Here is a 13609-nt window from a genome sequence, read left to right as displayed (position 1 = left end):
CGCCGCTTCAGGCGCGGCGGCGGCGCGTCTGGACGATCGGATCGGGGCGCTCTGCGCCCTCCAGCGGGCCGGCGGCGATCATCTCTGCGATGCGTTCGCTGGGCACGGGGCGGCTGAACAGATAGCCCTGGACATTGGTGAAGCCGGCTTCCCGAGCGTGGTGCAACTGATCCTGCGTCTCGATGCCTTCGGCCACCGTGTCCATCGACAGGTCGCGCGCCAGATTGCCAATGGCGCGCACGATCGCGCGATCCTCTGCATTGGCGCTGACCCCGGCCATGAAGCTCTGATCCACCTTGAGCGTGTCGAACCGATAGGACCGCAGATAGGAGAGCGAGGAATAGCCGGTGCCGAAATCGTCGAGCGCCAGGCGCAGGCCGATGCGCTGCAATTCGCGCAATATCGCATTGGTCTGACCGCTGTCGTCCAGGAAGATCGACTCGGTGACTTCCAGTTCCAGTCGGCGCGCCGACAGCCCTGTTTCCAGCAGCGCCGCGATCACATGATCGGGCAGCTCCTCCGACTTGAGCGATGCGGGGGAGATGTTGATGGCGATCCGCGCCTCGCCCGGCCAAGAGGCGGCGGCAATGCAGGCCTGACGCAGCACCCAGCCGGTCATCGCCTCGATCATGCCGATATTCTCCGCGATCGGGATGAATTCCGAGGGCGGGATCGGGCCGAGCACGGGATGGTCCCAGCGGAGCAGCGCTTCGCAGGCGTCGATTTCCCCGGTCGCCAGGTCGACGATCGGCTGGAACAGCAGCTTCAGTTCGCCAGCGTCGAGCGCGCGGCGCAGGCCCGTCTCGATCTCATGGATGCGGTTGAACCGTTCCTTGAGGGACCAGTTGAAGCTGGCCGAGCGGTTGCGACCTTCGCCCTTGGCTTCGTAGAGCGCGAGATCGGCGTGCTGCATCAGCTCGTCCATGTCGCGCCCGTCCTGCGGCGCGACGGCATAGCCGATCGAGGCTGTCACCTGGAGATGATTGTCGCCCAGGTCGAAGCCATGGGCGAAATAGGTGATGAGTTCCTGGGCGATGCCGGCGGCCGTCACCCGGTCCGTATCGGGGCAGATGATGACGAATTCGTCGCCGCCGAAGCGCGCGATCCGTCCCCTTTCCTGCACGACCTCGTTCAGTCGTTCCGCCACGGCTCGCAACAACTGGTCGCCCACCATATGGCCCAGCGAATCGTTGATTTCCTTGAACCGGTCGAGGTCCATCCACAGGATCGCGACCGCATCGTTGCGCTTCTGGCTGGTCTGGAAGATTTCGCGCAGGCGCATCTGCATCGCCATGCGGTTTTCCAGGCCAGTGAGGCTATCGAACCGGGCGAGCCGCTCGAACTTTTCGGCCAGCAACGACTTGTCGCGCTTGCCCAGCAGCGCCTGGACGACGATGCGATGGGTGGTCGAGCTGATCTCCGCGAGGCCCAGCACCATCATCACCATCGCCACCGACAGGACGCGATAGCCGGTCGATGCTTCGAGCCAGAGGCCGGTGGCCGTGGGGAGCAGGGTCAGGCAGACCTGCCCGATCGCGATCTGGACACGGCCGGCATTTCGGCCGGAAATGCCGCCGGCATAGCCGGTCGCCATGGATACGGTGAGCATGTGGATGACGCTGTTGTCCGATCCGATCAGCGTCACGAAAGCCATGAGGCCCAGCAGCCCGGCATAGGCCCAGGCGCCCAGTTCATAGGCAAGTTCCCAGCCGCGCGAGGCGACGGCCGTGCCACGCACCAGTTGGCGATGGAAGAAGACGGCGGAGATGACGCGCAGCGTGGCGACGATGCAGAGCAAGGTGACGACGCCATGAATCGCCGCGCCGTCGGACAGGCTGGCGACGACCAGTCCCACCGCCACGCCCGTCACCGCACCGATCGTCAGCGAGGCCGGCGACGCATAGAGCGATTCGATCAGGCTGCGACGCACGTCCGCATCCTGCGCCGGTCGCTGCACCCATTTTTCCAGCAATGTCTTCAGGGCGCGCAAATCGGCAGGTCTCCAATTCCACCCGGTCTTCGCATTTTCCCTTTATTTTTTCGTTAACCGGAACGGCAGGGCGAAAAAACCGACACCGAACTGGACAGGTAAAACGACCTCGCCAAGGCTTTACGCGCCGCCTGGTTCACCCAATCATCATCAGGCTGGCATTGCCGCCAGCGGCCGTGGTGTTCACCGACGTCGACTGCTCTTCCAGTAGCCAGTCGAGGCAATAGCCATGGCCATGATCGTCGGCATGGACCGATACGATCGGGCCGGGCAGATCAGCGACGCACTGCGCGGTCGCCGCGATCTTGGCAGCGTCGCCCTCGACCAGCGCGGCGGCATAATGGCCGGTCGCGTCCGTGCCGAAACAGGCTGCAACCTCGGCGGGCAGGCCCGGCGGGATGGTCATGCCCTGCACCACGCCATGATTGCCGGTGGCGAGGACGGCCGCCATCTGGCGGAACAGCCCCTGCCGCGTGGCGGGGCGCAGCAGGATGCGGCCGCGCGGATGCAGCGCGTAGAGATTCCTTTCCCCCACCGGACCGGGCAGCGCCAGTTCGACGCCGAGCGCCGACGCATCGCCGGTGCGGCGGGCCTGGATGGCGGCCTCCCCCTCCCCCTGTGCGTCGAGCCAGTCGGCGAAGGCATGGAGCGGGGAGCGCAGATGGCTGACGCGCTCCGCGAACACCGGGGGGGTGGCGACCAGACGGCCGAGATAGAGCGGCCCGCCCGCCTTCGGCCCGGTCCCCGACAGGCCACAGCCGCCGAAAGGCTGGACGCCGACGATCGCGCCGATCACATTGCGGTTCACATAGATGTTGCCGACCCGCACCCGGCTCGTCACGCGGGCGACCGTCTCGTCCAGCCGGGTATGGAGGCCGAAGGTCAGGCCATAGCCCGTGGCGTTGATCTGATCGACCAGTGCGTCCATCCGGTCGCGCCGGAAGCGCAGGACATGGAGGACGGGACCGAAGACCTCGCGGCTCAGGTCCGCGATGCTGTCGATCTCGATGATCGTCGGCGGGACGAAGGTGCCGTGCCTCGCCTCGGCGGGCAGCACGCTCTGCTCCACCTTGCGACCGAGCGCCGCCATGGCGTCGATATGGGCGTTGATCGCATCGCGCGCTTCAGCGCTGATGACCGGGCCGATATCGACCTTGAGCGCGTCGGTGCGGCCGATCCGCAATTGCGCCAGCGCGCCCTTGAGCATGGTCAGCGTCCGGTCGGCGACATCCTCCTGCAGGCAGAGAATGCGCAGCGCCGAACAGCGCTGGCCCGCGCTGTCGAAGGCAGAGGCGATGACGTCGGCCACCACCTGTTCCGCGAGCGCGGAGGAATCCACGATCATCGCATTCTGGCCGCCGGTCTCGGCGATCAGCGGGATCGGCCTGCCGGCCTGCGACAGGCGGGTCGAAAGCTGGCGCTGAATCAGGCGGGCGACCTCTGTCGAACCGGTGAACATGACGGCGGCGGTCTGCGGCGCGGCCACCAGCGCGGCGCCGATCCGCCCGTCGCCGGGGAGCAGTTGCAGCGCGTCGGCGGGCACGCCGGCTTCGTGCAGCAGGCGGACGGCTTCGGCGGCTATCAGCGGGGTTTCCTCGGCCGGCTTGGCCAGCACCGGATTGCCCGCAACCAGCGCGGCCGCGACCTGACCCGTGAAGATGGCGAGCGGGAAGTTCCAGGGGCTGATGCAGGTCACGGGGCCAAGCGCGACCTGCGCGGGGCCGAAGGTGCTGCGGGCCTGCGCCGCATAGTAGCGCAGGAAGTCGATCGCCTCCCGCACTTCGGCGATCGCATTGGGCAGCGACTTACCGGCTTCGCGGACGATGAGCCCAAGCAGGACCGGCATCCGCGACTGCATCGAGTCGGCGGCGCGATCCAGCGCGGCGGCGCGATCGGCGACCGGGCTGTTGGGCCAGCGCGACGCGGCGGCGCAGATGGCCGCGGCGCGCGCTTCCTCCGCCGTTGCTTCGGTGACGCGCCCCACCACGTCGCGATGATCGGCGGGATTGAACACGGTGTGCGACGGGTGCATGCGGCCTTCCGGCGCGGCGGTCCAGGCGATCGTGGCGCTATGCCGCAACGCTTCGCCCAGGGTGGCGAGCGTCGTTTCATTGCTGAGGTCGAGGCCGTCCGAATTGCGGCGGTCGGGATAGAGATGGGCCGGCAGCGCGATCTGGTCGTGGCGATTGCCGGGATGGGCCATGGCGCGCACGACATCGACCGGGTCGGCGATCATCTCCTCCACCGAGACTTCGGGATCGGCGATGCGGTTGACGAAGCTGCTGTTCGCGCCATTTTCCAGCAGTCGGCGAACGAGATAGGCCAGCAACGTCTCATGCGTGCCCACCGGCGCATAGATGCGGCAGGGGCGGTTCAGCTTGCCCGCGCCCACGACCTGTTCGTAGAGCGGCTCGCCCATGCCGTGCAGGCACTGGAATTCATAGTCGCCGATCGCGAAATCGGGGCCGGCGAGATGGTAGATGGTGGAAAGCGTCTGGGCATTGTGCGTCGCAAATTGCGGGAAGACGGCGTCAGACGCGGCCAATAGCTTTTGCGCGCAGGCGACATAGGCGACGTCGGTATGGACCTTGCGCGTGTAGACCGGAAAATCGGTCAGGCCATCGACCTGTGCGCGCTTGATCTCCGCGTCCCAATAGGCGCCCTTGACCAGCCGCACCATGATGCGGCGATCGGCGCGGCGGGCGAGATCGATGATCCAGTCGATGACGAAGGGGCAGCGCTTGCCATAGCCCTGCACCACGAAGCCAAGGCCGTTCCAGCCGGCAAGGTCGGGATCGGTGGCGAGGCTTTCCAGCAGATCGAGCGAAAGTTCGAGCCGGTCGGCCTCCTCCGCGTCGATGTTGAGGCCGATGTCGTAGCCTTTCGACAATAGCGCCAGCTGCTTCACGGCGGGGAGCAGCTCGCCCATGACACGATCCGCCTGCGCCCGGACATAGCGCGGGTGGAGGGCCGACAGCTTGATCGAGATGCCCGGCCCGGCATAGATGCCGCGCCCGGCCGATGCCTTGCCGATGGCGTGGATCGCCTGTTCATAATCGGCATAATAGCGCTTCGCGTCAGCGGCGGTGGTTGCCGCCTCCCCCAGCATGTCGTAGCTGTAGGCGAAGCCCTTGGCCTCCATGTCCTTCGCGCGCTTCAACGCTTCCCTGATCGTCTCGCCGGTGACGAACTGTTCGCCCATCATCCGCATGGCAAGGTCCACCCCGCGGCGGATGACCGGTTCGCCGGCACGGGCGACGAGGCGGGTCAGCGCCGCGCCCAGGCCGCGATCATCGACGCTGCCGACCAGCTTGCCGGTGACGACCAGCCCCCAGGTGGCGGCGTTGACGAACAGCGACTTGTCGCCGCCCAGATGCGAGCCCCAGTCGCCGTCGGCGATCTTGTCGCGGATCAGCGCGTCGCGCGTCGCGGTGTCGGGGATGCGCAGCAGCGCTTCGGCAAGGCACATCAGGGCGACGCCCTCCTGGCTGGAGAGCGCATATTCCTGCACCAGCCCTTCCACGCCGCTACCCTTGTGATTGGCGCGCAGCGCGGTGACGAGGGTGCGGGCGGTATCCGCAATGGCAGCCCTCGTCGTTTCCGGCAGGGTCGCTGCGGCGATCAGCGGCGCCAGCGCCTCCGCCTCGTCGCGGCGATAGGCGGCAGTGATCGCCTCGCGCAGCGGGGTGGGCTGGCGGATGGCGGGGGCGAAGGCGGCAAAGGGGGGCTGGTCGGTCATGCCGGTCAGAATAATCCAACTTCTTATGTCGTTCCGCCTTATCCAGACCCATGAATCGGACGAAGTGACTTATTACATGGCCCCTGCTAGGCAGATGGCATGGAAAATATGCCAAAATCCGTCGAACTGGATGATTTCGACCGGCGGATCATCGCCGCGCTGGTCGATGACGGCCGCATGACCGTCACCGATCTGGCCGCCCAGGTCGGCCTGTCCAAGACGCCCTGCCAGGTCAGGCTGAAACGCTTGCAGGAGGCAGGCGTCATTCGCGGCTTTCGCGCGATCGTCGATCCGGCAAAACTGGGGATGGACCATATCGCCTTTACCGAGGTGAAGCTGTCCGACACGCGGGAAGCGGCGCTGGGCGAGTTCAACGCGGCGGTGCGGCGCATCCCGGAGGTCGAAGAATGCCATATGCTGGCGAGCAATTTCGACTATCTGCTGAAGGTTCGGACGGCGGACATCCGGCGATACCGCATCGTGCTGGGCGAAAAGATCAGCGCCCTGCCCCATGTCGCCAGCACATCCACCTTCGTCGCGATGGAGACGGTGCTGGAGGCGGGGCACAAGAGGGTCAGTCGAAAAGGCTGAGCGGAATGGCATCCCCCATCGCCCGATAGCCCCCCGGCGAGGGATGGAGCGCATCGCCGCCGTCAAAGGCGGGCAGCAACCGGTCGGGCCGCGCCGGATCGCGGGTCACGCGGTCGAAATCCACTACCGCGTCGAAATGGCCCGGCGTCCTGATCCACGCGTTCACCGCCTGCCGGTCCGCCTCATTGCGGGCATCAGCATGATAATAGCCGTTGCCGACGAAGGGCATGACGGTGGCGCCGATCACCTTCACGCCCCTGCCATGGGCGCGGGCGATGATCTGACGATAGGCGCCGATGATGCGGGCGACATGCGCCTTGTGCGCGCCCTCGCCAACCGGCGCGTCGCGGGTCAGGGTGCCAAGGTCGTTGATCCCTTCCAGCAGGATCAGGTGGGTGACGCCCGGCTGGGCCAGCACGTCGCGGTCCAGCCGCGCCAGCGCATTGGGACCAAGCCCGTCGTCGAGCAGGCGGTTGCCGCCGATCCCTTGGTTGACGACGGCGATATCGCGGCGTTTGGGATCGGCCTGGAGCCGCTCCGCCAGCCGATCGGTCCAGCGATCATTGCCATTGGTGGTGGACCCCTTGCCATCGGTGATGGAATCGCCGAGCGCGACGATCAGCTTCGAGGGTAAGCAGCGTTCGACTTCCAACCCGGCGAGATGGAACCAGTGATCGAAGCTGACGGCCCCAGCCATCGCCGGATCGGTTAGATGATCGCCCGGCAGATGCCAGGAGGTGGCGCGCGAGCCGGGATGCGCGGTCTGTTCCGGCTCGCCATCATAGCGGATCGAGACGGCGATATGATCGAACGCCCTGGCCGGCAGCGCGACCGGATCGGACAGATAGTCGGCGCCGGGCGGGATGATGACCTCCGGCGCGCCGTCGAAGCGGAGCGAGATGAGCGTCGCGGGATCGACCGTCGGCGCGGCAGCGACCTTGGCGCGGGCGATGCTGGCGCCGGCGATGCGGAGCGGCCTGGTGCCGGCCAGGTTGGAGAAGCGGACGCGGAGCCGGTCGCCCGACACGGAGGGACGGACGATCTGGCGCAATGTCCTGTCGGCCAGCGTCCCGGCGGGCAGTTCCGCGTCGCCGGTCGGGCGGAACTGCGACGAGGCCCAGCCCGCCACCCAGGCCGGCGTGCAGGTTCTGGCCTGAGACGGCGCGGCGAGGAGGACAAGCGGCAGACAGAAGAGAAAAGAGAGACGCATCGTCGCCTTCCTTTGCAGGGTCATCAGGGGGTCATGGCCACGAAGTTCACACCGTCGCTGGCTTCGCATTTCCGGGCTTTTCCCTGGAAATGCGGCGGCGGCGCGGCGGCGACAGGCCAGGGACGTCACGGCCACGCGCCCCCGAGGCGCCTTGCGGGTCAGGGCGACGCGACAGCGACGCGCCCCCAGGGTCACGCCGACGCGCCGCCCAGGTCACGGGGCGGGTCGCCGCCGCGTCTATCGGGCCAGCAGAGAGCCAGAATTTGATGGAGCCATGCCGGGTCATGGAACGGGACAGATCAGATAAAATCCAACATTGGAAGCACTGTCCTTTCAAGAAAAAGGGCCGGCGTTGCGGCCGGCCCTGTCAGGTGTCCCTGGGGGAGGATCAGAAATTGGCCCGGATGCCGGCCATGATCGTGCGGCCGGGATAATAGACCGAATAGGCGGCATTATCATATTCGAAGGTGGTGCGGATCGGCTCGTCGGTGATGTTGAGCGCATCGAGCGTCAGGCGCACGCCATTGTTGAGGAAGGGCAGCTGATAGCCGGCCGACAGGTCGAGCTGGCCGCGGGCGTCGGACCGCAGCGACGCATTCTGGATGCCGTTCTGCGGCCGGTTGACCGCAATCGACTTGTCGTTCCAGACATAGTTCAGGCTGACCGACAGCCCGCCATTTTCATAGAAGCCCTGAAGATTGTAGGAATATTTCGACACGCCGGTCGCCACGAGGCCCGACGAGGAGGACTGGTCGAGATAGGTGCCGTTGGCCGAGAAGCCGAGCCCCTTGACCAGGAAGTCGAGCGGCTGGACCCAAGTCAGTTCCAGACCCTTGATCTTGAGATCGCTCAGGTTGACCGGCCGGTTGACGGTGATCGGCAAGTTGCTGACCGAAACCCCCGTCGCCGCCGCGCGATCGTTCAGGGCATTCTGCTGGGTCGACAACAGGCTGTCGAACGGAATGTTGAGCGAGCCGAACGACACTTCGTTCGAGGTGGTGACGGTGAAGCCCTGGATATTCTTCATGAATGCCGAAAGGCCGACATAGCCGATGCCGCCAGTGTAGATTTCACCACCCAGATCGTAATTGTCCGACGTGTAGGGCTTCAGGTCGGGGTTGCCGGCGGTCGCCATCAATGCCGAAGGATCGGAGAATGTGATGCCCGGCAGGATCTGGCCCGCGTCGGGACGGGTCATCGTCCGCGACGCCGACGCGCGCAGCTTGACATTGTCGGCGACATCATAGGTCAGGTTGATCGATGGCAGGAAATTCTCGTACTTGGACCGCGACGTGATATCGACGATGGTGGTGCCGACCTGGCTTGGCCCCACCACTTCCTGATCGGTGCGGGCGTAGCGCATACCGGTGTTGATGTGCAGATCGCGACCCGCGATGGTGGTGACGCCGTTCAGCTCGAAATAGGCCCCCCACACCTTTTCATCCATGTCGCCCGTGGCGCCGCCAGTGACCGCCCCGCGCGTTTCCGGCGCACTGTCGCGATAGCTGGCATAGTTGGTCGCCTGCTTGATGGCATTGAAGTCAGGCACGATGAAGCCGGCTGTCGAAGAGCTTTTGAGATATTGGGGAATCTGGCTGGTGGTGATCGAGCCGGTGGCGCCGGTGCAGCCGGTGCCACAGACGGACAGCTGATAGGGCGAGCTGTTGTCATAGGCGCGGATCGAGCGGGTCGCCTGGTCAAAGGCCGCGCCGACCTTCACGTTGAACAGATCGTCGCCATAGGTGACGTCCAGATGCGCGCCCTTGGTTTCCGTCTTGCGCCGCACCAGCTGGATATTCTGGCGATACCATTGCCAGCTGCCGTTGTTCGGATCGTTCAGGTCGAGATTGGTGGTGATCGACGGGTAATCGCCGCCTGTATTGTCATAATAGACGTCCACGCCCGACTGCGGCGTCGTCTGGAACGCCCAGGTCGGCTGTTCGCGGAAGAAGCGGCTCTTCGAATAGTTGGCGGAAAGATCGACCTTCAGATCGTCGGTCGGCTGCCAGCTGAGGCTGGGGTTGATGTTCCAGAATTTCGTCGTCTGCTTGAACAGGCTGGCTTCGAGGAAGAAGGACGAATTGGCGAAGGTGCCGCTGGTCACAACTCCATTGTCATCGACGGTCAGGTCGATCGGGATCATGCCGCCGGTCGACTGCGCGCTGGTGCCTGGGCCGGAATTGCGGACCTGCCAGTTCATGTTGACCTTGGTATAGTCGCGCTGCGACCTGGCCCAGATGCCGTCCAGGGCAAAGTGCAGTTCGTCACTGGGGCGCCATTCGAGCGACGCCAGGGCCGAGATGCGCGAGCGGGTGCCATCGGTCAGGCTGGGGCGGCCGAGGCGGGGGATGAGCGCGGTGCTCAGCTGGTCGCGGGTCAGGCCCGAGGTCGCGACCACATCGACCGGCTGGCCGGCGACGAGGCCATGGCCCGCGCTGCGCGGAACGACCGACGCCCAGGAGAAATTATTGCCGCCCGGATCGCCGGCACCGAGATTGCCGTCGGTCCAGCCGACCGATTCAAAGCCGTTGACGCGGGTCTTGGTCTTGACCCCGGCGACACCGAGCAGGATGCCGAACGTGTCGGTGGTGTGGCTGGCGACGATCGCGCCGCGCGGGGAAATCTTGTCGTTATTGTCGGTATACTGGCCCTGCGCCACAACGGTGACATGGGTGCCCGGCTTGTCGAAGGGACGCGCGTTGCGCAGGTTGACGGTGCCGGCGATGCCGCCTTCCAGCGTCGAAGGCGACGGGCTCTTGGCGAGGTCGAGACGGGTGAAGAGTTCGGACGGGAAGAAGTCGAGATCGACTTCGCGGTTGGCGCTGCCGCCGTTGGTGCCGCCGTCCGACGCGACCTGAAGCTGCGAGCCGTTGAGCAGGACGCGGGTGAAGCTGGGGCCGAGGCCGCGGATGGCGACCTGCGTGCCTTCGCCGTTGATGTCGCGGTTGAGGCGGACGCCCGGCATCCGGTTCAGCGTTTCCGCAAGGTTTGTGGCGGGCAGCTTGCCGATATCCTCGGCGAAGATGGAGTCGCCGAAGGCGACCGCGTCCTTCTTGGCATTGGTCGCGCTCTGGAGCGATCCGCGGATGCCGGTCACGACGATGTCGGCGACGTCGCTATCCTGCGGGGCGGCGGCGACGGCATCGGCCTGCGGCGCGGCATCCTGCGCGACGACGGCCTGGGCCAGCGTCAGCGAACCGAGCGCCGAAGCGGCGAACAACGCAATACGAAAATGATGGTGGCGTGAAGACATGGTCATTCCCTCTCCCTGAGCGCCGCCCCCGACTCTCCGGTGGGCTCCAACTGGTAGCGCTATCAATTTCACTTCATTAAACGCCGCGTGCTTTTTGTCAAGATATGCGCATGGCGTTTATGGTAACGGTATAGTCCGGTTATCGGCCCCGGCGTGCGGCGGCGATCTCGACCTGCGCGTCTGCCAGCCCGGCGCTGCGGGCGCGCACCACGATACGGCCGGATCGGGCGGGATCGCCCTTCACGATCACCATGGCGAGTCCGTTGAACGCATCCCGCTGATGCGAGGGGAAGGCGGTCATGTCGGTCGGATCGCCATTGTCGGTGGCGACGATCTCGCCCGGCCCCTCGATCGAAAAGTCGATCTTCTGCTTGGCGGCGGGGACGACATGACCGTCCTTGTCCAGTATCTTGAGCGTCACGAAGCTGAGGTCGCGGCCGTCGCTGGCGATGGCGGACCGGTCGGCGGTCAGCGACAGCCTGGCCGCTGCGCCCACCGTGCGGACGGTCTCGGTCGCCCAGGGCTGACCCTTCTTCCAGGTGACGACCTTCACCTCGCCAGGTTCGTAGACGACATAGTCCCAGCGGAAGCGATATTCATAGTCGCGCTTCTTGACCTTGCCCTGCGACTTGCCGTTGACGAACAGTTCCGCCTCGTCCGCAGAGGAGAAGACATGGACGGGGGTGATGTGGCCGACACGATCAGGCCACGTCCAGTGCGGCAGGATATGGGCGAATTTCAGGTCCGGCCGCCAGCGCGCCTGATAGAGCCAGAAACGGTCCTTGGGGAAACCGGCGAGATCGACGATGCCCGAATAGCTGCTGCGCGAGCTATAATAGGGCGTGGGTTCGCCGAGATAGTCGAACCCGGTCCAGACGAATTCGCCCGCGACGTAAGGGTTCTGGTCATCGGCCGCCCAGACGCGATCGGGCGAGGAGCCGAAGTCGGCGGCGTGCATCTCGTAGGCGGACACCTGATGCGTGTCGGGATCGCCGCCCGACCAGGGGCGCACCGGACCGCTGATCGCGCCTGCGACGGGAAACATATATTCGCCACGGCTGGAGAGAGCGGAGGCGCTTTCGGTGGACAGGATGACCTTGTCCGGGAATTTCGCGCGGAAGGCCGGATATTGACCCACTATGCCGCGTATCCCGGCGCCCTGATAGTTGAGGCTGATGACGTCCATTTCGGCGGGCAGCGGCATGTCGGCCTTGGCGAAGTTCATTGCGCTGGTGGCGGGACGGGTCGGGTCTTCCTCATGGGCGATGGCGACCAGTTCGCGGCCGATCTTCGCGCCGGCCTCCCCGTCATATTGTTCGCCGACCTCGTTGCCGATGCTCCACAGGATGATCGAGGGGTGGTTGCGGTCGCGACGCAGCATGGCGCGGGCGTCGGCCTCATGCCAGTCGGGGAAGATCAGGTGGAAATCGTGCGGCGTCTTCTTCTTTTCCCAGCTGTCGAACACTTCGTCCATCACCAGGAAGCCCATCCGGTCGGTGAGTTCGAGCAGTTCGGGCGCCGGCGGATTGTGGCTCATACGCACGGCATTGGCACCCATGTCGCGCAGGATTTCGAGCTGGCGCTCGGCGGCGCGGGCGTTGAAGGCGGCGCCCAGCGCGCCGAGATCATGATGATTGTTGACGCCGCGCAGGGGGATATGCTCGCCATTGACGATCACGCCCTTGTCGGGATCGAACCGGATGTCGCGCACGCCGAAGCGGGTTTCATAGCTGTCGATGACCTTCCCGCCCTGGGTCACGGTGGAGATGGCGAGATAGCGGTTGGGCGCCTGCGTGGGTGGCGGTCCCCAAAGGCGCGGATTCGACAGGATGGTGGAGCCGTTCAGCACCGCCTTCGCCCCGGGGGCGATGGTGGCGGACTGGCGGGCGATGCTGGCGACAGGGCGGCCGATGCGCTTGCCCTTCGCGTCGAGCGCGTAAAGGGCGGTCGCGACCTCGACCTGCGCCTGGGTGTCGCCGTCATTGTCGAGGGTCAGGCTGAGGTCGACAGTCGCCTGCTCCTTGCTGACTCTGGGCGTGCGGACGATGCTGCCCCACTGGCCGACATGAACCTTGTTCGTGGTGGTCAGATAGATGTCGCGATAGAGGCCGCCGCCCGGATACCAGCGCGCCGAGGCGGCCGGATTGTCGAGGCGGATGGCGAGCTGGTTCCTGGCCCCCGGCAACGCATAGGGCGTCAGGTCGAGGCGGAAGCTGTTATAGCCATAAGGCCAGCCGCCGACGAGCTTTCCGTTGAGCCAGACGGTGGCGTAGGACATGGCGCCTTCGACATCGAGGAAGATCGACTGGCCTTTCGCGCTGGCGGGAATGTCGAGCGTCTTGCGATACCAGCCGATGCCCCAGCTGGGCAGGCGACCCATGCCGCCATAGGGGCCTTCGGTGATGAAGGGGCCCGTGATCGCCCAGTCATGCGGCAGGTCGACAGGGGTCCATGCGCTATCGTCGAAATTCGCCTGCACATAGGACACGTCGCCGCCGGGATTGCCTGCGGGGCGGACATGATGCTTGGCCGGATCGTTGATGAAGGGATTGGCGCTGGGAAGGATCCAGGGCTTCAGGACTTTCGCGCCGCTGTCGTCCACCTTCACGGCGGCGTCGGGGCGCGCGTCGGCCAGCTTGCCGTCGCCCGTATCCTCGATCGGTGGGCGCACGTCATAGCGCAGGTCGGTGGTGAGGCCCGCCGGGTCGCCTTTGGTGAAGCGCCAGTCCTTGCTGATGGACATGCTCTCGCGCGGCGACGTGGCGGAGGCGACCGGGGTCAGCAGGCAGGATGCCAGCAGGAGCGTGCGGATGGGCTTCATGGCGC

Annotated in this window: 6 protein-coding genes; 1 reads left to right on the top strand and 5 read right to left on the bottom strand. The window is 65.8% G+C overall.

Annotated features, from left to right (window positions below; genetic code table 11):
* Positions 1-7: 7 nt before the first annotated feature.
* Positions 8-1990 (bottom strand): putative bifunctional diguanylate cyclase/phosphodiesterase, encoded by a 1983-nt coding sequence (locus tag A7Q26_RS19055; RefSeq protein ID WP_066862812.1) that lies wholly within the window; start codon positions 1988-1990, stop codon positions 8-10.
* Between the two features lie 136 nt (positions 1991-2126).
* Positions 2127-5729 carry a trifunctional transcriptional regulator/proline dehydrogenase/L-glutamate gamma-semialdehyde dehydrogenase gene (putA, locus tag A7Q26_RS19050; RefSeq protein ID WP_066862809.1) on the bottom strand — a complete coding sequence of 1201 codons (3603 nt, stop codon included), beginning with the start codon at positions 5727-5729 and terminating at the stop codon, positions 2127-2129.
* A 99-nt stretch (positions 5730-5828) separates the two neighbouring features.
* Here putA and A7Q26_RS19045 point away from each other — a divergent pair, with 99 nt between their 5' ends.
* Complete coding sequence (locus tag A7Q26_RS19045) at positions 5829-6320, top strand: Lrp/AsnC family transcriptional regulator (RefSeq protein ID WP_066862806.1); 492 nt, start codon at positions 5829-5831, stop codon at positions 6318-6320.
* Here the strand turns inward: A7Q26_RS19045 and A7Q26_RS19040 are convergent.
* From A7Q26_RS19040 to galB, 3 genes are all read right to left on the bottom strand, one after another.
* Complete coding sequence (locus A7Q26_RS19040; RefSeq protein WP_066862995.1) at positions 6304-7530, bottom strand: SGNH/GDSL hydrolase family protein; 1227 nt, start codon at positions 7528-7530, stop codon at positions 6304-6306. The genes A7Q26_RS19045 and A7Q26_RS19040 overlap by 17 nt on opposite strands.
* 388 nt (positions 7531-7918) lie before the next feature.
* A complete protein-coding gene (locus tag A7Q26_RS19035) occupies positions 7919-10783 on the bottom strand; it encodes a TonB-dependent receptor (RefSeq protein WP_066862992.1) in 2865 nt (954 codons plus the stop codon).
* Positions 10784-10922: 139 nt separating this feature from the next.
* Positions 10923-13604: a beta-galactosidase GalB gene (gene galB / locus A7Q26_RS19030; RefSeq protein ID WP_066862803.1), complete on the bottom strand. Its 2682-nt coding sequence runs from the start codon at positions 13602-13604 to the stop codon at positions 10923-10925.
* Positions 13605-13609 lie beyond the last annotated feature (5 nt).

The sequence above is a fragment of the Sphingobium sp. TCM1 genome, assembly GCF_001650725.1.
Taxonomy (GTDB): Bacteria; Pseudomonadota; Alphaproteobacteria; order Sphingomonadales; family Sphingomonadaceae; genus Sphingobium.
The sequence above is the reverse complement of the archived record's forward strand: the minus strand, read 5'-3'. Positions and strand labels throughout refer to the sequence as shown.